Consider the following 21,247-nt stretch of genomic DNA (forward strand, 5'->3'; position numbering starts at 1 on the left):
ATGTTCTTCCTGGCAGTGTCGCTATTAGCGATCAGTATCCGGGTCACCAAATCTGTCATTTATTACTTCAATCCTCATCTGCCTAAGATTTACCTGCAGATAGGATTATCGGCCTGCTTTTTTATTGGCCCCGGTCTGTATTATTTTTTCAGATCCGTGCAACAGCAACGTACCAACATCCCCTCCTCCTGGAAATGGACGTTGGGTGCGCTACTGGTAATCGTGCTCCTGCCGGGGCTGATCATTCCCTATCAGCAATATCCTGAAACCTGGCGACGTATAGGAGTATACCTTATTTATTTTGAATGGATGGCCTGCCTTATTGCGGCGGGTGTTGTTTTAAGAAACATTTTAAGCGCTGCGCAGCCCGGGATGTCGAAGGTTACCGGAAGATTCCTGCTATTGATATATGCCGGTAATTGCCTCGTATTTGCAGCCTATATGCTGGCATTATTCAGCCATGTCAGGTGGAATTATATTGCCGGAGGGGTGTGCTTTTCACTGGTATTGTATCTGACCATCTTCTTTGTACTATACGGCGCCAGGGTAGAACATATACTGCAGGGTGAAGAACCCGCGAGGCCGGAGAAGCGGAAACTGGCTGATAACGATGCGCAGGCCTGGTTATCGAAACTGGAAAAGGTGATAGCCGCCGAACAATTATACAAAGATCCCAATCTGAAACTGAACGACCTCGCAGCAAAAATAAACATCACCGGACATCAGTTGTCGCAGTTACTGAACGAATACCTGGGCAAAAGCTTCTCTACATTCGTCAATGAATACCGGATAAACGAAGCATGCAAACTAATCACTACCCATCATCATCTTACCTTCGAAGCTATCGGATACGAGGTAGGCTATAACTCCAAGTCAACCTTTTATGCTGCTTTCCGGAAGATAAAAGACATGACACCTGCGCTTTTCAAAGAAAACATCCCAAAAACCAGCACTATATAACAACCTGTTTACCAAGTCTTCATAGTCCTGATTTATAATTCCGTACTACTGATTTCATAAAACCAGACCTGCCGGGTTCGCCTGGTGGTTAGGTTTGCCCGGAAAACATGCAGTAATACGGATGATGATAAGATTAATATTATTGACTGGCCTGCTGGTATCGACGGGCCCCCAAATCAGCAGTGCCCAGATATCTGTACGGGGAAAGGTGGTGGATAGTGTTTATGGCCAGGGGATCGGCTATGCTACAGTAAGTCTGCTAACGCGTAACGACTCCGCCATGGTTCGCGGGCAGCTTACTGATACAGTCGGTACTTTCCTGCTGACGGGTATTTCTCCGGGCAGATATATCCTCCAGATCAGCTCCGTTGGATATAGGAAGCGGTACCTGCCTGTCTTCCTACAAACAACAACAGATGCAGGCATTATCAGACTTACGGCCAATACCAGCCAGCTTACCGGTATTCAGGTCAGTGGCAGCCGGCCGGCTTTCCGGAGGGAAGATGATAAACTTGTGCTGAACATTTCGGGCAACAAACTATTTGCAACAGCCGCAAATGGCTACGATATCCTGAAAAAAATACCCGGCCTGCAGGTAAACGGCGATGGCACCCTCCTGCTCAACGGCCGCACTACACCTGTGATTTTCGTAAATGGGAAGCAATTACAGATGAGCCCTGAAGAACAGCAACAATTCCTTTCCAGCCTTTCTCCCGATATGTTAAGCTCCATTGAAGTGATTAATACACCTTCTTCCCGCTATGATGGTGAGTTCAAAGCCATCCTGGATATCAGGCTGAAACAGGATCCCCGCATGGGCTGGAAAGGAGCTATCAGCACTAACCTGCAGCAAAACGCCTATACGTTGTCCGACAACAATCTGATGATCACCTACCGGGCGGGAAAAATGGTATATACGGCACGGATGGGCTACACCGGGGGCGACAGGATACGCCGGTATCATGCGTTACAGCATCTTGCCAATACAGACATACTCACTACCAATACCCGGACGCTGACAGGCAACAATAACCTCATTTTCCAGGCCGGGGCCGATTACAACATTGCTCCGGATCAGCGCATTTCCCTGCTACTGCGGGGCGCCCGCCTCGACCGGAACATACGCTCATTCAATACCCTCGATGCAACGGATGCCACCGTACAAAAAGCAATGATGAATACGTATACGGATAATCGATCCAATCCACTGCAACATAGCTATGCCGCCAACCTGGATTATTCCGGCAAATGGAAAAAAACACAACTGGATCTGCTAACTTCTTATGTGAATATCAGCAACCGCCAGGATGAAGACATTCAGACACATAATGCCCCGGATCAGCAGCTATTGACCTACTGGCTGACCAATCTGAACAACGATATCACGATTCGCACCGCGCAGGCGGATGTTAGTATCAACGCGGGAAAAGCAACGCTTTTGATGGGAGGCAGATTTGCTTTTACCACCACTTCCAACAAACTGCGTTATGATACGCTCGATACCCCGCAACACTTTGTAACCGACAGCAGCCGCACCAATAACTTTCTTTATAATGAATATACCGGAGCAGCCTACATCTCTTACAGTAGCAGTTTTAAAAAGCTGAATTATAACCTGAGTCTGCGAACGGAATATACTCATACCAATGCCAATTCATTTACCAAAAATGCCGTAACAGAAAGAAACTATCTGAAGTGGTTGCCAGGCATTAGTGTTACCTATGCTTTCAATAAAAATCAGCAGCTGAATGTAGCCTACAGCCGGCGGCTGACCAGGCCTACCTTTACCCAGCTCAACCCGTTCCGGTTTTATAACAGTCCGCTTAACTACTACGTAGGTAATCCTGATCTGAAAGCTGCAACTACCGACATGCTGGCCGTTTCCTATACCTATAAAAATCTGATGGTAACTGTAAATGCAGGAAGGGAATGGGACGCCATGGTAAGGTACCCGGAATACGATAGCATCACCAATGTGCTGGAATACCTGGGAAAGAACATTCCATTTAACGATTTCGCTGGCGTACAAGTCAGTTTTCCTTTGACTGTTACCAAATGGTGGCGTATGAATCACCAGGTGAATGGTTACTATAAAAAAGAGCAGATGCCTTATCACCAGGCTACTTACAGGATACCGGTAACGGAGTACGACTTCAGCGGCAGCCAGGTGTTTACGTTACCGGCAAAGTATACTTTCGAAATATATTATGCCTATCATTCCAGGGGCGGGAATAGTCTTTATAAATCCATGTCGCTGGGCAATGTAGACCTGAGCCTGCAGAAACAATGGATGAACGGGAAATTGAATACACGTATCAATTACTACGATATTTTCGATACCTACCGTGTTCTGTATATTTTCCGGGAGAAGCAAATCATCAATAACCAGCTCTCTCATTGGTTTGGCAACAGGAAGTTTGCGCTGACTGTAGCGTATAATTTCGGAAGATCTACTCACAAGGCCATGCAGGAAAAGAAGAATGAAGAAGAAAACAGGGTTGGTTTATAAACCGGCCCTTAGCGGGCCGGCTATGTATTCCACTTGTATTATCTTGTAGTATAACCACCGTTGGCGAAGATGGTTTGCCCGGTGATCCACCATCCGTCGGTTACGAGAAATAGTACTAATGGTACGATGTCTTCTATTTTGGTTAGGCCACCTAATGCAGAAGCAGATTTGTGATAGGCCACTGAGTCGGGTGTTTCAGCCGGGTAGAAGAACGGCGTATCCATTGGGCCGGGAGCCACTGCGGTAACCGAAATACCTCTTCCGCCGTATTCTTTTGCCGCAGAACGGGTGAAGTGTTCTACCGGAGCTTTAGCACCGGCATAAGTGGAATAGAGGCCCGTAAACGCAGCCAGCAGGGAAGTTACGATCGTACAGATTTTGCCGTCATCGTTCATTTGCCGGCCCGCTTCCTGCAGGAAGAAATAAGCGGCTTTTGAATTGATGTCGAACATGCTGTCGTATTCCGCTTCTGTAGTATCGCCAAATGGCTTCTTCAGCACTTTACCTACTGTGTTGATGGCAATATCGACACCACCATATTTACTTTTTGCGTCAGCAAAAAGCTTTACCACATTCTGTACTTTGGTAAGATCTCCCTGGGTGATGTAGGCTTCTCCGCCGGCAGCTTTGATATCTGCTAATGTTTGCTCAGCATCTGCTTTGGTAGCGTCTGAATTGTAGTGAATAACTACTTTGGCGCCGCCCGCTGCTAATGCGCGACTGATAAGGCCTCCCAAATTTTTACCGCCTCCTGCCACCACGGCAACTTTTCCTTTTAAATCATTCCTGGACATAACAAAAATGGTTTTCAAATTGGTGAATAATGATGTCACAAATTTGCAGTGTTACGTCAAAGAAAGTGTGGTGAACTTTTCGGAACTTTTCCGGGTTGGCTATTTTTTTATTCTTTCCCTGTACTGGCCGGGGGTTTCTTTTAATTTTCTTTTAAAGAATTTGGAAAAGTTGGAGGGGTCATACGTTAATATCCTTGCAATTTCTGCGATCGGCAACTCTGTTTCTGCCAACATTTTCTTTGCTTCTATCAAAATTTTTTCATCATAAAAATAACAGGGAGCGTACCCTTTAGTGAGTTTGATGGTATCGCTTAAATGTTGGGGAGAGATATACATAGCGCGGGCAATCTCTGACAGTTCAAGCATTTTCACGACTCTTCCTTCTACTATATCATGCAGATGTTTATTCAAGATTTCAAAGTAAGCGTCTGTTATTTCATCGTTCCTTGAGTATTTAACCGATTTGCTCATATGTATGTTAATAGATAGATTAACAAAATAGTTGGTTTTTTGCTGCGGGAAAATACGGATAACGGAAGTTAAATAAAAGTATCAAGATAAAAAAATTGAGATAAGGATTCCTTATTTATATAAGTACTTTCAATTCTTTATAATCATTGATGCAGGTTATATTTGGGAGATGAGCCAGATTTCTATTTGCAATACAGACAAATCGGATATCAAGCTCCCGGGTGGCTATATAATCCCATCTCCCATCACCAACATAGACAATGGAGTCTGGGAAGAGATGCTGTTGATAGTATTCATCCATCCTGTCAATGGTATTACGAATAATGTTTGCACGAGAAATGGCATCCTGGGCAAAAGATGCAGCAATACTTCCGCTGATATCAATACCAGCGCAATTGAGTTTAAAAAGCGCTGATTCGCGCCATCGACCAGTCGCCAGCCCTACGCCCCACTCATTGATTGTTCGCAGTTCCTTAAATATCCGGCCAGCTTTTGGCATTTCATAAAACCCGGCAGGATGCCGGCGACAGGCGTTGTTCAGCAAATCACAGAAGTGGGCAATAAACTCATCCCGTTCCTGCGTTGTAACAGGCGTCAGTGCCTGAAAAGTTTGGGGAAGCTTCTCAATACAACTTAATGATTATCTTAATAGAAAATAATTATTAATACATGATTTTAATAGGAGATCTTCATGGCGGATATCCGGAGATACTGTCACGGATCCGGAAATTTAAGATGGCATCTACAGCGCTCATTCAGGTTGGAGATTGGGGATTAGGATTTCAGCCTGTAGACGACGATCTGAGAGTACTCCGGCAAACAGATGATTTTTTAGGCAGTCAACACAACATGCTGTATATCATACGCGGTAACCACGATAATAAGTGGTTCTGGGATAACCGCGATGATTTCCATCTTCAAAACATACGACTGGTAAAGGATTACGAGTACCTGACAATAGAAGACAGTAAAATACTGTTTGCGGGTGGCGGCATTTCCATCGACAGGATCAACCGTACACAGGGAAAAGATTATTGGCCTGATGAGGAAATCGTCTGGGATGCCGCCGCGTTGAAAGGCGCCTGTGAGGCAGGCATAGATATTATGGTATCGCACATTGCTCCGCGGGAGGCATGGCCTTATACCTACGATCCGTTGGTGCAACATTTCGCCAGCAGAGAATTGGCGGCAGGAAGGAATCTGACAGCAGCACTGGAAGATGAACGGAAAGTGATGAGTGAAATATTCCGCGATATAAAGGAAGCTGGCTGCCATACCTGGTATTATGGCCACTATCATGCTTCCCAGGTGGAAGAAAAAGAAGGGATCACCTTCCGTTGCCTGGGTATTGGCGAGATGTATGACGCTGGTAACGTGAAAATATAAAAGGGGGGATTTTATCACTATGCCAGATTTCGATAAAATAACTGTAATTTTCATATGAATTAGACCCGAAACCATATCATTATTACACCCAAGCTCCTTTTCATTTGAATAAAGAAATAAACATATGAAAAAGCTTCGTTCAGTTATTTTATTACTGTCTGGATTTTTCTTTTTTTTATCAGCAAAGGGGCAGGATGCGGCCTCCATTATGCTGAATCAGCAAATGAACAACCAGGCAGGACTAATAAATATCCAGCAAATGCAACGTTCCTTCGATGCACAAAACGAAGCCGGCAAACGGGCTGCTACATCCGGAAACAGCCGCCTGCCGGAAACCAATGCATGGAAGGTAGATCATGCCCCTCTCATCTCCCGTAAACTCCGTACACAGTACATCGCTAACATTGCTACATCCAATGGGCAGGAAGTAGCAGGAAAAACAGATAAATTTTTCGGAGATATTCAGACCACATTCGGAAAAATGACCGCTCCTTTCGGCCTGCATCAAAATAATTATGTAGATGTGGTAACGGCTTACCTGGTAGTCATGTGGATGTCGGTAAACAGGCAAACACAGGTACCATCTATAGCAAATGTACAGGCAGTGCGCAGGCAGTGCCAGCATAGCCTGAGTTCCGGTAAAGTTAGCAGACCAACTGCACAACAACTACAGCTGGCGGCTGAAACCTTCATGTACCAGGCTTGTTCGGCAGTGGCCATGAGAGAGCAGGCTGTTCGCGATGCTAACCCAAAACTGCTTGACAAACTAGCTACTCAGGCATCCGCCATACTTTCGAAAGAGCATATTTATCTGAATAATGTAGCGCTCACCAACAATGGATTTACCAAAAAATAAAATCACAAGGCCACTGAAAGCATGCTTTCAGTGGCCTTGTGATCAGGGCTTTCAATAGCCATACTCCGGAGGAGTGATGCCACAGCAACGCAGATACACCGTTGCCTGTCCTCTGTGATGCGTGATATGATCGATAGTAGCGTGAAATCCGTTCACTGCTTTTTCATCCAGCGTAATTTCTCCGATACTTTCCTGAAGCATATCAAAATTATCCGACAGATATTTCCGGGTGGCCGATGCGCTTTTCGTTACTGCCGGCGGATCCCAAGGGGTAGCTGTTTGCTGGACGTAATTCTCTTTCCACCATATTATACCATAGCCAATATGATGCATCAGCTCATTGAAGCTCCAACTTTCGGGCGCCGGTTTGAAATGATATTTATCGGCAGGCATAGCCCCGGCCACATTCAGTGTATAATTCCGGGCATTCTCGAGGGTAGCTAATAATTGCTTTTTCATAATGTTCAATTTGATAAAGCAAAACTAGGATGCCACGCAACGGAAGATTTAAGGAAAATTGCTTTTTTTAACGTCTTACCTGCGACGGAGATTTTCCATATTGTTTCTTGTAGGCAGCAGAGAAATGTTCCAGGCTGTTGAAGCCTGTATCAAAAGCAATACCGGTAACCGGCTGACTGGTATGCCGCAGCTGCAGATCGGCCTGTTTCAGTCGTACCTGAACAAGGTAGCCATAAGGCCCAAAGCCGGTAATTTGTTTAAATAGACGATTGAAATGGAAGGGGCTCATATACCCATGATCAGCCAGTTGTTGCAGGGAGATGTCATCAGACAGGTGATCACTGATGAAATCTTTTACAGCACTGATCACAGGAAGATAATTTTTCTTTTGCTTCATGCTGAGCAATGGCAGCGGTTTGCGTTCTGCACCTCCCGATACCACCAGCACAAACAATTCCATCATCAGCTGTTCCGCCCATAGACGTGGAAAGCGGGATTGCTGCAACAGTGCGAAGATCCTGTGATGCAGGAACTCCATATCAGGCGTTGCTTTTATGAGGATAGACTGTAAGTCGGGGTTCTTCAGAAACCAGTTGATACCAGCTGCCTGTTCTTCCAGCTGAGCAATGCTTTCAGCGGGGAAAGAAAAAATAGTGCACTGATCAGGCATGTCATGTACATGCGCCACCTGGTGTTCATATCCTGGTTTGCAGACAAGGAAAAGACCGTTGTAAGCATCCAGGTCGTTACGAAAAACTTTAAACACAAAATTTCCGCTGCGGATATAAGCAATAGAAAAGGTTTCCTGATACTCTTTACCAGACAATTTGCATTGCTGACACTGGCAGAGGAAATTATGTACCGTGCAAATGGAGGAGTTATATAGTTGTTGAATGATCGCTTCCATTTTACCGGTTTTTATGTTGACATTCAGGGAGGTGTTGTTTAATAAAACGGGCTTCAGACTGGCTTTCAGGCGAAGCAGGCTGCGCCTGTTGCGGGAGCCGGACTGGCGTTACAAATATAGAGAAAATAGATACACTATGGAGGCGACAGAAGGTATTGACACTGGATTAGGTATTCTATACCGTTAACCGTGATCCGGGAAAACTTAACGATTTGTCAGTCGTTTTTTACTACCAGTTTTCAAACTGAGTTCCCTTTAACCAATAATCATGAAAGAACAGCATATTATTGATCTCTTTTTTCCTGAGCAGGAACTCTTTGGAACCTACCTGGCCATTGGTTCTATCTTCCGTTAGTTGCTTTAACTCCAGTTTCTTTATTTGCCGTTTTTTTACATGCTCATAGTGCTCTTTTGTTTTTTCTTTCTCCTCCAAATATGCTTTATCTGACAGATAAGGATTATCCTGAAGTTGTACTTTATTGAGGGAACATCCGTTTCTTTCTTTATAAGGAATAGTCTGGCCAAACTGGAACGATGGCGTTTGGCGTATGTACTGTTCAAAGCCTTCACAGGTAAAGGCCATCTCTCCACGCTGAGTAACAATGATCCAGATTATTTTATCTTCCATTATTTGTTTTTCGATGTAGTCAATTTCAAAAACATCTTCCATTAGCACATCAAAATCAAATGAAGCAATCACTGCTTTTTTAAACACCAAAGTAGCCGGCGCCACCCAAAATGTAAAAGGTAATCCTTCCACGTCTGGCTGATTCCATTTGAATATATAATCGATATCAAATTCCAGATCTTCTCCCAAGGCCATTTTATAGATCTGGGAATCGTGCCAGCCCATTAGTTCAAAGTCCATATCTGTCCAGAGGCTTTTTTCTAATTCATAGGGCATATCTTCTCCATTCATAATAATTGCTCTTTAAGCAAAAGGCATGATAATTTTAATCAGCTGTTATTCACTACCAATTATTTACACTTTTCTTTATGAATTTAGCTGTTTATAGTTCGATACCAAAATAAAAAAATCCTATCCTGGAAACGAATTAACATCCAAAGGCATATCTATAAGTGCCCTCATGCCCACTTTAATGAGGTAGATGCAGCAGCTCAATAAGATAGGTTCAGTTCTTCAGATTAATCAAATTCACCACCACCTTCACCATCACTTCCTTCTCATCCGGCTTAGACTCTGCAATCATCAGCGTCAAAGCCACTAACGCATTATCAGCAATCTTTTTTGAGCCATTCGAATGATATAGAATATTATTCCTATCCAGAAACCAAACAAACAAAAACGCCGCAATACGTTTATTCCCATCAGAAAAGGAATGGTTCTTCGTAACAAAATATAGTAAGTTAGCTGCTTTCTCCTCTACACTGGGATATAGGAATTGTCCACCGAACGTTTGATATATAGCCGCCAGTGACCCTTGAAAAGATTCATCTTTTTCATTTCCAAACAAACTGCTTCCACCGAATTTGTCGCGGAGCCCTTTGATTGCGTCCATTGCGGAATGATAGGTAACCTCAAACAGATTCTCAGGAGTGGTCGATTCTATTTGAAGCACCTGGTGATCATATTGATCCAGCACATCTAAGGCGTAGGTATAATCAGTGATCACTTTCAGCAAACCTGTTGCTTCGTCTGTATTCAAAGCCTGGCTCTCCATCACGTTTCCCAGGAGCTTTACGGTTTGTTTCAACTCATCTAATTTTCGTGCCTGTTCCCGCAAACGTCTCTGATCGATAGTATATCCTTTGATCAGATAATCTTTCAATACTTTATTTGCCCAGATGCGAAATTGAGTTCCCCGTGGAGATTTAACCCGATAGCCCACAGAAATCACCACATCCAGGTTATAGAAATTAACCGGCTTCTTAGCAAATTCGGAAATTCCGAATTTCTTCATAGTTAGCTCCTGATCAATTTCTTTTTCTTTATATATATTATTAATATGTTCATTAATAGTGGACTTTGCCTTTTGGAACAGAAGGCCCATCTGATCTTGAGTAAGCCAAACAGTGTCATTTTCCAACTTAACATCAATTCGTAAATCACCTTCTGAATGCTCGTATATGAGTATTTGATCGTCTTGCATATGGTTAAAAATTTGATGCAAAATTCATGGAATACAAATCCCGACCTGTTAATCCTTTGCTTATAAAAAACGATTAACACTATTACCCAATGAAGCGTCTCAATACAGCCAACATTTTTTCCCGAAAATGTAATTTTAGGCAGTACCTTCCTTCTCCTAAAATCTTAAAGCGTCAAACAAAGAGATATACACTTTTTGGGGAATATGATTATAAAATTTCCCGGGAGGTGATGGAAATTGTTGTAATATTCCCGCCGGAATTTTACCAGCATAACTTATTAGCCAAAATTATCTTTACAAACATCTATGGATGAAATAAGGGACAGACGACATATAAAGGAAATTATCAGCGAATATGCTACCCGCTTTGTTGCCTGGGGCCCGCCGGAAACCTGGGATTTGGATCAATTCAAGACATTGGAAAACATGATCCTCGAATCTACAGATATAACGGTTAATGCAAATACGCTTAAGCGATTCTTTCAACAGCGCACGGGCAATCCTCAGCTGGCTACCAGGGATGCGCTGTGCCGTTTTTTAGGATATGCAGGGTATACTGATTTCGTCATCAAAAAAACCCGGGTAGAGGACGCTGTTAATAGTTCAGTTGAGTCAGAGGAAGAAGAAGAAGAAGCAGAAGACAAACAAAATGTTCCTATCATCTCATCAGCGCCTGCCAGGGCTCAAAAATCAAACCGCATATATATCTATCTGCTGGCAGCTCTTTTACTGATTGTAAGCTCCTACCTTTTGTATATATTGAAGTTGAAAGATTTATACACAAATTATCTGTTGTCCAAAATAGAATTTGTTGTTTCAAAATCCAAAGGCGCCAATCCCCTGACAGTAACGTTTTCGTATAACATCCCATCTCCCCTGCTAAAGGATATCAAATTGGTATATGAAGAAGCCAATGGCGATACTGCAGAGAAACGACTCACCAGAGATGTTGGAAAGGTAAACGCTACCTATATCTATGAAGGAGACGGATATTGTCACCTGCAATATAATGGCCATACTATCAAAACCATCACCCTGGAAAACCGTAAGCCGGGCTGGTCTGTTTATACACGCAACGAGCGGAAGGGCATTTTCAGGACGTTACCTATCAGTCAGGCCTACAATAAGGAAGGATACGCAAGTCTGCCGCTGGATAGTGTGGTAGCAGAAGCACGTCCAGGGCATTTATTTGTAAGTTATGTTTACTATAAAGAAAAACTCACGGATGGCGATAACTTCCTGTTGGAAGCCAGAGTTCGTAACTCCGCCAAAGACTTTGCCATTCCACGTTCCGACGTGATGATGTACATTCTGTCCGATACCGGAATGCATGGTTTTTCTTTAAATGAGGCAGGTTATGCATATATAAAATTCATCAGTGGTGAAAAGAGTATCAAGGGAGACGAATATAATCTGAGCAAATTCAACTTCGACGCTTCTGCATGGCATGTTATGGCTATCAGGGTGGAGAATAAAAAATCAACCTTTTATCTGGATGGTCAGAAGATCTATCATATAGATTATTCTCAGGCCATAGGCACAGCCAATGAATTGATTTTAAGATTCAAAGGCTGTGGTGCGGTGGATTATGTAAAGCTTAAGAAGCTCGACGGGCAGACAGTTTATGAACAGGATTTCGATAAAAAAATCGAATAACATATCATTTTTTCCTGTACTGATCCAACATTTTCTGTACTTCAATACCTGCGAAGATGACGGCAAAAGATCCATGTGTGTCGTTGTCATAAAATGGTCTTGTCATGTAATAGTTCACATCTTCGGAGCACATCGTACCAACACATATCTTATGCACAGTGCCATCGTCTTCTATTTCAGCGGCGATCGCTCTCCATCCTTTTTCTACAATGGGAGTAAATTTTTTCCTATCTAACCACCCTAGTCTCACACCTCTTGCCATCGCCATGGTGAATATGGCGGTACCGGAAACTTCTACGGGAGAATCATCGCGGTTGATGACGTTATGCCAATAACCATCCCAGCTTTGATAACGGATTAATGAGTTAGCAAAATCCTGGTAGAGGTGCAGAATTGCTTTATATTTTGGATGATCGGGCGGCAATGCCATCAATACTTCTGTCATTGCCCAGATGCCCCAACCGTTAGCGCGCGACCAATAAGGTAATTTCACCTGTGGCCGGCGGGAATAGTTGGCATGCATGAAAAGCCGTGCATCCTTATCCCATACATGTTTGGTAAAATCCAGTATCTGACTGGCAGCATCATCAAAAAACAGTTTCCGTTGTTCCGGGTCGCTGGTATAAAGCCCTGCCTGCATTAGAAAAGGAATACCCATAAACATATCATCTACCCATACGGTATATTCTTCCGGCGTAGTACGGGTATAGTTGGTGTAGCCCGGGCTTCTTATCTGTCCTGACCGGGCATAGTCCATCATTTTATCAATATATGTTTTATAGATGGATTTATTCCTGAAATCCTTCTCTTTACGCAGCCGATAGATCAGGGGCATAGAAGGGGCTAATGTAAAATCCAGCAACCTGGAATTGATGACCATTGCATTAGCTGAATTATAGGCTCTAAGGTTATTTACCTGGTAGTCTACGAAAGGCATCCCGTTCATCTGGAAATCACAGAAATTCACCGCCCATTGATTGTATTGCTTTTCGCCAGTCAGTTCACTCAGCTGCTCCATCGCCCATGCCACTCCCCCATTATGATAATTCCATTGATAGGTAGTTCCCCACGCCCGGGCGCCTATCACATCTCCCAATACCTCCGGCTTAGGAACCGTCCAGGTTACCGGCGCCAAAAGCCCCGCATACATAGCACCAAACCGGAACTCTTTCTCCGGCATTTGTATGGTACCTATCCCCGGCGTAAAAGGCCCGCAGATAAGCCAGTTACTCAAAGCAGCCACACTACTGTCTACATACTTTACTCCTTTTAACCCAATTTCAGGATACTCCCGCGTTACATTCGATACAGCATCATGCTCACTGGGCGGCTGCAGGAATACACACCATTCTTTTCCGCTGGTGGCCGACTTTATCAGCAAATCATTGTTCCCTTTTCTCAATTGCACGCGAAAGGAATCTGTCATCGCCATACTCCTTTCATCTCTTGCTATAGCAATATCCCTGTTACTATTTTTTTCATAAACCAGCTTTCCATTGCACCAAATCCTGCAGGCATCATTATGTGCTATTTCAATAGTAAAACCTGTATCTCTCAATACGGTTAATTGTGTATAGGCATAGGCCACGGCTTCTTTTCCTTTACCCAATGTTTTCCCAAAATCAACAAAGCTCAAACCACTGAAACGTTGATGACGCGCCGGAAACACCAGCTGATAGGCAAATGGCGTTTCACGTATCAGTTTATCTCCTATCTTTTTTATCTTATCAACGGGATGCAGGACTTCTACAGCCGACTGCGCCATGCCACTGCTCACCACCAAAAGAACAAACAATAGCGTACTTGTATATTTCTTCATCATGATTTTCATTTTAGCCGGCTGGTTTCATTTTTAAAAACAACACGCCGTGAGAGGGCACCTGGGATGAATAGCTATTGTTAGCTACCCCTTCCTCCCTTTGCAGCCATAGATTCCGTATTTTCTGCGGGCCCTTTATAGCCAGCTGATTCCATTGAACAGTCAACTCCTGCCTGTTATCCGACAGATTAAACAACCCTACAGCGATAGCACCATCGCTTAATTGCTTAGCCCAGATTTCAATTTTCTTATCCCTGTCAGCAACAATCCTTTTCCCCTGTATACCAGCAGGATCCTGATCTACAGCAATCACTTCATTATTCGTTAGCAGGCGTAATGTGAAGGAGTCTACCTGCTTTAAATCGCATCCGATCAATAACGGCGCTGCCAATATGCTCCAGAGTGTAACATGGGTATACTGTTCGTCAGGCGACAGGTTGGTAGCATGAATATCCTTTCCCCAGCCTACTTTTCCCACCACCAGCATATCAGGATCGTTCCAGCTTCCGGGCCTGGCATATGGTTGCCATTTATCCTGCAGGAATCCGATCGTGGTCATACTGCACCACGAGTCATGAATATCGCCGGTGGTACGCCTGGCATTGGTCAAACGGCTCCAGTCTTCCGCCAGCTCAAATGGAGCCGCATTGGAGATGCTGTACACAATATCCCTTCCTGACTGACGCAGCAGGTACGTGAGCTCTGCCGTGTGTGCAATATCATTGGTCACCCAATCATATTTCACGTAATCAAAACCCCATTCCGCCCATTGCTCCACATCATTTTTCACAAAAGAGAAGACACCATACCTGCGGGATGGATTCATCACTTTTCCATCGCGGGTATCAGCTCCTCCGCCAATAAAACCGGCATAGGTTTGTACCCAGGGCGACGAGTAAATACCAATCCTGATTCCCTTGCTGTGCACATAATCTACCAATGCCTTCATATCAGGGAAGTTGGCATTTGGCATAATGGCATTGAACTTTCCCCCTCGCTGCCCCTGCCACCCATCGTCAATATTAATATAGGCATATCCGTAATTGATCAATCCAAGATCCACCATGGCATCCGCCATCTCTCTTATCTTCCTGTCATTAATGTCGGCACCAAACACATTCCAGCTGTTCCATCCCATCGGTGGCGTAAGTGCGACTTTCTCACCAATGGTTATCACCAGTTCTTTCGTATCAGTTCCATAGCTGTTTTGCGCGGTAACCACCACCTTATATGTTCCGTTCTTCCCGGGTTGTCCTGTGATAATGCCGGTTTTGCTGTCTATGGCTAGTCCTTCAGGCAAGCCGATGGCCTTTATGGTAACAGGCCGTTCGCCGGATACCGGAACGGTGAACAGGAAAGGATTTCCAGCACGGGCGCCATAAACGTACGGTGCATTGATGACAGGATTTTTTGACGGAGCGGGTGTTGTTATATAGGCTTTCTCTCTTACCCGCTTTATTGAAACCGGATCAGTGCCTGCTACATCAAAACAGGCTTCTACCCAATCGGCGCGGTCTCCCACGGTGCCGTCGCCGGTGTGATCTACAGATAAAATCAGTGACCGGATGCCCTTTGTGGATACAGCCACCTGTTTGGCCTTTTCTTTTGCATGCATGATACCGCTCCTCCAGAGGATACGGCCATCTCCTATAACAATAAATTCGGCGCTGGCCTGTTTGGCTTCATATTCCGGCGGGGAGTCGTCGAGGCCTGCACGGGCTTTGAATGAAATGGTTTTTCCGTCGAGTGCAATCCTGAATACACTTTCAGCATGTGTGCCCACCCCTCTGTCGAATCGCTCCCCTGCAATCAACAGGGGAGTTCTCCACATCGACTGGTTAGCCATAGCTTTCCCTGCCGACTGATCTACATTAGATAAATCCAGCTGATCCAGCCATACCACATGAGTGGCAGGTTTATAACCCGAAAAGAGGGTAGCCAGCAGGATGGCCACTATCATCGTACGCATACTAATAGCCTTTATTCTGAACGCAATTGATATTCCTGTCTAATTCTGTCTGATAAATCGGAAGCGCATACTGGTTGTCTGTATTCCAGGTGATAGCACCGGCCCTGCTTTTCTCATATACTTTGGCTTCGTTAGCTCCCAGGGCCCATCTTCTTACATTGAACCACCATTTTGCTTCCCCGAATGTTTCGGCCCACATTTCATAATACAGGGCATTTAAAGCCAGCTGGTCCTGGAAAGCAGCGTCGGTACCATTGGGATGGAGTGCCGCTTTGGTGATCTTTGAACTGGAAGCAATAATTGTATAATCTACATTGGATTGACCCGGAAAATCCCAGGCCCTGCGGTGTACCCTGTTAAGGTAATCTAACGCCTGAGGATCATTATTATTGCCGCTCAATTTCCAATAACATTCTGCCAGGTTCAGGTAAACTTCAGGCAAACGGGTAAAATAAAAATCTGCGCCATGCATTCGAGGATTCTGACTTGCCTGCACATCATACAAATTGAATTTCCGGAGGCTCCATCCATGTTTGATAACACCTGCACTCTGCGGTGTGTTCAGTTGATATTCTGTTTCGGTGCCTGCACCATAGGGCAAGACAGCCACTTTCGCGGTATTGTTCATAACAGAATCTACCCAGGGCTGATAAGCACACACCCATAAACGTGGATCAGGATCTACGGCATAGCGCTTCAGCGTTTTCATATGCATACATGAATCAACATAGGAAGCTTCCACAGTACGGCCAGGAGTACCCAGGTTTTTCATCACAGGATAATAATTCTGCGGAAATCCAAAACGACCAAGATTCCGGTCGTGCATAAACATATTGCCGTAACCCGGAGTTGCTCCGCCAGGCGCACCATTGTCGTAAAACGGCGTAAAAATCAGGCTCACTGCGGAAGCTGTCGATGGTCCTGCCATTGCATTATCGCCGGATCTGACGATCGTAATCTGATGCAACGCTTCTGTATTGTTATTTTCTGTGTAAGCATATTGAGGATTACCATTCCACATATTGTAATAATCCGGAAAACTCATTAACGATTTTCCCGCATGCTGCACAATATCCAGGAATATATCGCGGGCTTCGGCCCAACGTTCTTCGTACATCAGGGCTCGCCCCAGTAAGGCTTCAGCAGCATAATAATCAATACGGCCTTTATCGGCACCTGCCCAGGTTTTCTTAGTACCTGAAGGATCTGTTAAAAGTGCTGTCGAGTTTTTCAGATCAGCGATGATATAATCCCAGCATTGCTTTACAGTGCTACGCCGGCGCATTTCATCCAGCCGGTCGCCAATCCTGATGTCTGAGGTGAACAGAATAACGCCGGGGTTTTGATTGTCCCCATTTCCTTTCACCACTACCTCCTGTGCATATAAGTTCATCAGGAAGAAGTAATGCCATGCGCGCAGATAATATGCTTCTCCCAGTTTGTATCTTAATGCCAGCGTATCGGCGGCCGACAAACTACTGCCCTTCCTTTGCCTGAAGTTGGGAACAATCTGGTCGATAAATGTTCTGGCCTGTTGTACACCTCTGTACAATCCGCGCCACTGAGCGCCGGCATAACCATTTGCTGCATTTATATGAAGCGTCTGTAATTCGTTCCAGTCGCTGGTTCCCAGCCAGGCCACATCTCCCGTATGATCTATATTATAAAAGAACCTTCCCAGGTTGGTAAAGCCAAACAGCTCAACGCTGTGGACATTGGCGTAGGGAGAATTAAGAAAGTAATCTACCTGGGCCATCGTCTCCGGAAAGATATCAGGATTTAATACGTTGTTTGGCTTGGATTCATCTACAAAATTCTTCTTACATCCCAGCAGCGATATACTTAAACCAAGGATGAAGGAAAGCTTTATTATGTTGAGTTTCATTAATCGTAATTTTTTGCTTAAAAGAATGGATTAGAATCCGAATTCAATGCCGAATGAATGAATCCTGGTTTTAGGATATACTTCTGCTGAAATAATCCCCTGTGCAAGTGCACCTGAATTGGCGCCGGCAAAACCAACTTCAGGATCTACATTCTTTACTTTCGTTATCAAAAATAAATTCTGACCACTGTAATAAACCCTGAGCTGCCTTATTTTCAGGCGGTTTAACATCTTTTCAGGCAGGTTGTAACCAATCTGTAAATTCTGCAGTCGCAGGAAGGATCCTTTCTGTATGTGATAGTCGGAGATTCGCTTATAGTTTCCATTGGGATCATACTGAAACGCATTATTACTCAGGTATCCCCATCTGGGTTGCCCGGTAAGGCCATTACCATACATGAAGGAACTGTTGAATACCTTTGATGTTGTGTTGAAGTCGTTATAAATACTATTATAGTATCCACTCATACCATTGTAAACATCGTTGCCATACACACCATTGAAGAAGCACGCCAGGTCAAAATTCCGGTAAGTAAGACCGATATTAAATCCGTAGGTCATTTTCGGCAACGGATTACCAATGATAGTTCTGTCTTTATCATTGATCACCCCATCTCCATTCAGATCTTCATACCAAATATCACCGGGCCCTGATCCGGCTACATTCCAATAGGCATTACCACCTGCCTGTGCTTTGGCATTCAGTTCATCCATTGTTTTCTGGTCCGGTATCAGGCCTTTTGTTTTAAATCCATAGAACTGGGAAATGGGTGAATTCAGCTGTGTACGGGTAACGATACCAGACCAGTATTCCCCTGCGGAACCGGCGTCTATAGGCAAACTTTCTCCGCCGAATGACAATATTTTATTGCGATTGAAGGCAACATTAAATCCAACATTTACACCGAGCTTTCCAAAATTTTCCTGGTAGCTGGCGGTGAATTCCAGTCCTTTGTTTCTCATTTTTCCCAGATTCATATCCAGCACATAGGAGTCTGAAGAAGAGTGCCCGTTGCTCATGCCGGTGCTGGGGGGCAGGCTGCGCTGATACAGCATGTCTTTGGTATCCCGGATGTAATAATCCACCGTCAGGTTCAATTTATTATTAAGCAGGCCAACGTCTACGCCCACATTGGAGGTGGTAACGGTTTCCCAGTGAATGTTGGGATTGGCTACACGCCCTACTCCCCAACCGCTCACAGCGCCGGTTCCGGGTAACTCATTGAATTGGGTTTTGTCGTAGTTGGCGAGTGATGGAATATAAACATAACTGCCTACGCCGTCGTTACCCAAACTTCCATATGAAACTCTCAGTTTAAGATCTGATAAGGCTTTGAACCTGTTCTTCAGAAATCCTTCTTCGGTCAGTCTCCAGCCCGCTGCTGCAGAGGGGAAATTTCCTTTCCGGTAATTTGGTCCAAAACGGTCGCTTATATCCTGGCGAAGGTTGGCTTCCAGAAAATATTTATTCTTATAGGCATAGTTAATCTTTCCAAAATAGCTGAGCATACGTGAAATGCCATAATCCATCTCAGACGAGCGTCCGCTGGTATTGCCGGGTACATTGCTCAACGCGGAGGATTCAGCAAAGCCCACCGGAAAGGCATCAGAAATAACCGGTACAGAATAGGCAGAATTAACGGCATAGATCGATCCGGCTAATGTATCTGAAGATGATTTTCTTCCTTCCATCCCAGCCAGCAATTTAAACTCATGGTCACCGATCTTTTTGTCGTACGATGCAACGATGTTCCCTACATAAGCCATTATTAAGCTGCTTTGCTTCCGTAGATTATCCTGCGGCTGATTAGATTGGCCTGATACATACCACTTCGCCTCAAATTGACGGGCCATGGTGGTTACGAAGTCACCTCCGCCGGTAGCGCGTACATGCAGACCCGTGATCGGTTCAACATCTATGTACATATTACCCTCCGCTTCCAGTGAATTGTATCTTCTGTTGGTGGTATTCACATAGGCGGCCCAGTTACCTCCGTTGTAATTACCGGCTGATGGCAGTCCTCCCCAGGAGCCATCGTCATTCTTTGGCCGCATCATCGGAGAAGATCGGAAAGGCAACGCATAGGCATTTGCCTGGTTACCGGTTATCACCGGCGGGTTATCGGCATATGAATACAGGTTCAGCCTTTCGCCCACCTTTATTTTCTTACCCAGGTCGTAATCGCTGTTGACCCGTAAGCTGTATCGCTCCGACCAGGAATTAATCACAATACCATCCGCACGCCTGTAGCCGGCAGAGATATAATAGTTCTGCTTAGGGCCGCCGCCGCTGAGTGAAACGTTATAGTTCTGTTCCTTTCCGGTACGATACAAATAATCGACCCAGTTGGTATTTACTGATTCATCCCAATTGGTAGCTGATGGAACAATGGCTGCCCAGGCTTTTTTATAATCTTTTGTTCCTAATAATTTAGGGAGATAGGTACCTTGACTGAACCCCTGATTCAACGAAATATCCACATTCATTCTTTCTTTCCGGGAACCTTTCCTGGTGGTAACAAGAATCACCCCACCTGCAGCACGGGCTCCATAGATAGCGGCAGAGGAGGCATCGCGGAGCACCTGAATATTTTCAATATCCCGCGGATTCAAATTAAAACCGGTATTACCAATGGCGGGTACGCCATCAACAACATACAGTGGCGACATACCGCGGATATTTCCCACTCCCCGGATTACAATAGCTCCGGTTGACCGCGGATCACCACTGGCGTTGGTTACCTGCACACCGGCTGCGCGCCCCTGTAGCATGTTACCAATACCGGTAACCGCCATTTTAGAGATGTCCTTTGTGTTGATGGATGACACCGCACCTAAGAGGTTGGCCTTTTTCTGCGCGCTATACCCGATCACCACTACATCCTGCAGCTGCTTTGATGAGGAGGTTAATACTATCCTGAGCGCAGCACTGCCCTTCCCAACGGCAACATTATAATCTGTAAATCCTACGCTGCGGATGGTCAGGCTGGATGGAGACCTGGTTAGTTTAATGGAAAACTGTCCACTGGCGTCGGTGGCTACTCCGTTTGTGGTGCCATCTTCAATTACCGTGGCGCCAGGAACTGGTTCGCTTTGCTCGGAAACAACCATTCCTTTTACGACAATGGTTTGTGCCCCGGACTCCTGCGCCCTGGCAAAAAGTGCCAACAGGAGCAATACAATACTAAAGAATGAGTGCAGTTTCATTTGTGGAAAAGTAATTCCATAAGTGAGTGACAGCCGTTTTAAACAGCTCACATTTATGTTTTTCATATACGTAGAAATTGAAACGAACGACACTGAATCGTCGCGGCCAAAAATATCACCACGTCATATGCTAATGCAAAACAAACTGCTCAAAAAACAGGAACAAACTGCGATCAAAACACGATCAAAATTACAACACATTATAATTCAATAAATTATAAATAAACAATACATCAGAGGAAGCAACTACTGATGGCC

At 44.7% G+C, this 21,247-nt stretch carries 16 protein-coding genes; 6 read left to right on the forward strand and 10 right to left on the reverse strand.

Annotated elements, in window-relative coordinates:
• Both UNH61_RS26175 and UNH61_RS26180 read left to right on the forward strand, forming a co-directional pair.
• Positions 1–960 (forward strand): helix-turn-helix domain-containing protein, encoded by a 960-nt coding sequence (locus UNH61_RS26175; RefSeq protein ID WP_339071579.1) that lies wholly within the window; start codon positions 1–3, stop codon positions 958–960.
• Positions 961–1,081: 121 nt separating this feature from the next.
• Positions 1,082–3,469 (forward strand): TonB-dependent receptor, encoded by a 2,388-nt coding sequence (locus tag UNH61_RS26180; RefSeq protein WP_326994973.1) that lies wholly within the window; start codon positions 1,082–1,084, stop codon positions 3,467–3,469.
• Between the two features lie 38 nt (positions 3,470–3,507).
• Here UNH61_RS26180 and UNH61_RS26185 read toward each other — a convergent pair whose 3' ends face one another.
• Both UNH61_RS26185 and UNH61_RS26190 read right to left on the reverse strand, forming a co-directional pair.
• Positions 3,508–4,263 (reverse strand): SDR family oxidoreductase, encoded by a 756-nt coding sequence (locus tag UNH61_RS26185; RefSeq protein WP_326994974.1) that lies wholly within the window; start codon positions 4,261–4,263, stop codon positions 3,508–3,510.
• Between the two features lie 99 nt (positions 4,264–4,362).
• A complete protein-coding gene (locus UNH61_RS26190) occupies positions 4,363–4,734 on the reverse strand; it encodes an AraC family transcriptional regulator (protein ID WP_326994975.1) in 372 nt (123 codons plus the stop codon).
• Between the two features lie 169 nt (positions 4,735–4,903).
• Here UNH61_RS26190 and UNH61_RS26195 point away from each other — a divergent pair, with 169 nt between their 5' ends.
• From UNH61_RS26195 to UNH61_RS26205, 3 genes are all read left to right on the forward strand, one after another.
• Complete coding sequence (locus UNH61_RS26195; protein WP_326994976.1) at positions 4,904–5,149, forward strand: hypothetical protein; 246 nt, start codon at positions 4,904–4,906, stop codon at positions 5,147–5,149.
• A gap of 254 nt (positions 5,150–5,403) precedes the next feature.
• Entirely contained in the window at positions 5,404–6,120 is a 717-nt protein-coding gene (locus UNH61_RS26200) for a metallophosphoesterase (RefSeq protein WP_326994977.1), read from the forward strand.
• Positions 6,121–6,244: 124 nt separating this feature from the next.
• On the forward strand, positions 6,245–6,976 hold the full coding sequence (locus UNH61_RS26205; protein WP_326994978.1) for a DUF6683 family protein: 732 nt from the start codon (positions 6,245–6,247) through the stop codon (positions 6,974–6,976).
• Positions 6,977–7,027: 51 nt separating this feature from the next.
• On the opposite strand, the gene UNH61_RS26210 is transcribed toward UNH61_RS26205, so the two are convergent.
• From UNH61_RS26210 to UNH61_RS26225, 4 genes are all read right to left on the reverse strand, one after another.
• Positions 7,028–7,435, reverse strand: a complete 408-nt coding sequence (locus tag UNH61_RS26210) for a DinB family protein (RefSeq protein ID WP_326994979.1) — start codon at positions 7,433–7,435, stop codon at positions 7,028–7,030.
• A 67-nt stretch (positions 7,436–7,502) separates the two neighbouring features.
• Positions 7,503–8,342: an AraC family transcriptional regulator gene (locus tag UNH61_RS26215; protein WP_326994980.1), complete on the reverse strand. Its 840-nt coding sequence runs from the start codon at positions 8,340–8,342 to the stop codon at positions 7,503–7,505.
• A 229-nt stretch (positions 8,343–8,571) separates the two neighbouring features.
• Positions 8,572–9,261, reverse strand: coding sequence for a hypothetical protein (locus tag UNH61_RS26220; protein ID WP_326994981.1), 690 nt, complete (start codon positions 9,259–9,261; stop codon positions 8,572–8,574).
• 214 nt (positions 9,262–9,475) lie between these two features.
• Positions 9,476–10,453, reverse strand: a complete 978-nt coding sequence (locus UNH61_RS26225) for a virulence protein RhuM/Fic/DOC family protein (RefSeq protein ID WP_326994982.1) — start codon at positions 10,451–10,453, stop codon at positions 9,476–9,478.
• A gap of 306 nt (positions 10,454–10,759) precedes the next feature.
• Here UNH61_RS26225 and UNH61_RS26230 point away from each other — a divergent pair, with 306 nt between their 5' ends.
• Positions 10,760–12,109, forward strand: coding sequence for a hypothetical protein (locus tag UNH61_RS26230; RefSeq protein ID WP_326994983.1), 1,350 nt, complete (start codon positions 10,760–10,762; stop codon positions 12,107–12,109).
• Positions 12,110–12,113: 4 nt separating this feature from the next.
• Here UNH61_RS26230 and UNH61_RS26235 read toward each other — a convergent pair whose 3' ends face one another.
• The 4 genes from UNH61_RS26235 to UNH61_RS26250 are packed head-to-tail and all read right to left on the reverse strand — an operon-like array spanning position 12,114 to position 21,055.
• Entirely contained in the window at positions 12,114–13,931 is a 1,818-nt protein-coding gene (locus UNH61_RS26235; RefSeq protein WP_326994984.1) for a glycoside hydrolase family 88 protein, read from the reverse strand.
• A 10-nt stretch (positions 13,932–13,941) separates the two neighbouring features.
• Positions 13,942–15,897 carry an NPCBM/NEW2 domain-containing protein gene (locus UNH61_RS26240; protein WP_326994985.1) on the reverse strand — a complete coding sequence of 652 codons (1,956 nt, stop codon included), beginning with the start codon at positions 15,895–15,897 and terminating at the stop codon, positions 13,942–13,944.
• Position 15,898: 1 nt separating this feature from the next.
• A complete protein-coding gene (locus UNH61_RS26245; RefSeq protein ID WP_326994986.1) occupies positions 15,899–17,782 on the reverse strand; it encodes a RagB/SusD family nutrient uptake outer membrane protein in 1,884 nt (627 codons plus the stop codon).
• A gap of 30 nt (positions 17,783–17,812) precedes the next feature.
• Positions 17,813–21,055 (reverse strand): TonB-dependent receptor, encoded by a 3,243-nt coding sequence (locus tag UNH61_RS26250; protein ID WP_326994987.1) that lies wholly within the window; start codon positions 21,053–21,055, stop codon positions 17,813–17,815.
• Positions 21,056–21,247 lie beyond the last annotated feature (192 nt).

Source organism: Chitinophaga sp. 180180018-3 (assembly GCF_037893185.1).
Lineage (GTDB): Bacteria > Bacteroidota > Bacteroidia > Chitinophagales > Chitinophagaceae > Chitinophaga.

What these genes read in the sequence shown, in the direction of transcription:
- UNH61_RS26195 (WP_326994976.1), top strand. Translation starts at nt 4,904, where the DNA reads ATGAGCCAGATTTCTATTTGCAATACAGACAAATCGGATATCAAGCTC.
- UNH61_RS26180 (WP_326994973.1), top strand. Translation starts at nt 1,082, where the DNA reads ATGATGATAAGATTAATATTATTGACTGGCCTGCTGGTATCGACGGGC.
- UNH61_RS26225 (WP_326994982.1), bottom strand. Translation starts at nt 10,453, where the DNA reads ATGCAAGACGATCAAATACTCATATACGAGCATTCAGAAGGTGATTTA.
- UNH61_RS26190 (WP_326994975.1), bottom strand. Translation starts at nt 4,734, where the DNA reads ATGAGCAAATCGGTTAAATACTCAAGGAACGATGAAATAACAGACGCT.
- UNH61_RS26200 (WP_326994977.1), top strand. Translation starts at nt 5,404, where the DNA reads ATGATTTTAATAGGAGATCTTCATGGCGGATATCCGGAGATACTGTCA.
- UNH61_RS26235 (WP_326994984.1), bottom strand. Translation starts at nt 13,931, where the DNA reads ATGATGAAGAAATATACAAGTACGCTATTGTTTGTTCTTTTGGTGGTG.
- UNH61_RS26250 (WP_326994987.1), bottom strand. Translation starts at nt 21,055, where the DNA reads ATGAAAAACATAAATGTGAGCTGTTTAAAACGGCTGTCACTCACTTAT.
- UNH61_RS26215 (WP_326994980.1), bottom strand. Translation starts at nt 8,342, where the DNA reads ATGGAAGCGATCATTCAACAACTATATAACTCCTCCATTTGCACGGTA.
- UNH61_RS26210 (WP_326994979.1), bottom strand. Translation starts at nt 7,435, where the DNA reads ATGAAAAAGCAATTATTAGCTACCCTCGAGAATGCCCGGAATTATACA.
- UNH61_RS26230 (WP_326994983.1), top strand. Translation starts at nt 10,760, where the DNA reads ATGGATGAAATAAGGGACAGACGACATATAAAGGAAATTATCAGCGAA.
- UNH61_RS26205 (WP_326994978.1), top strand. Translation starts at nt 6,245, where the DNA reads ATGAAAAAGCTTCGTTCAGTTATTTTATTACTGTCTGGATTTTTCTTT.
- UNH61_RS26240 (WP_326994985.1), bottom strand. Translation starts at nt 15,897, where the DNA reads ATGCGTACGATGATAGTGGCCATCCTGCTGGCTACCCTCTTTTCGGGT.
- UNH61_RS26220 (WP_326994981.1), bottom strand. Translation starts at nt 9,261, where the DNA reads ATGAATGGAGAAGATATGCCCTATGAATTAGAAAAAAGCCTCTGGACA.
- UNH61_RS26245 (WP_326994986.1), bottom strand. Translation starts at nt 17,782, where the DNA reads ATGAAACTCAACATAATAAAGCTTTCCTTCATCCTTGGTTTAAGTATA.
- UNH61_RS26185 (WP_326994974.1), bottom strand. Translation starts at nt 4,263, where the DNA reads ATGTCCAGGAATGATTTAAAAGGAAAAGTTGCCGTGGTGGCAGGAGGC.
- UNH61_RS26175 (WP_339071579.1), top strand. Translation starts at nt 1, where the DNA reads ATGTTCTTCCTGGCAGTGTCGCTATTAGCGATCAGTATCCGGGTCACC.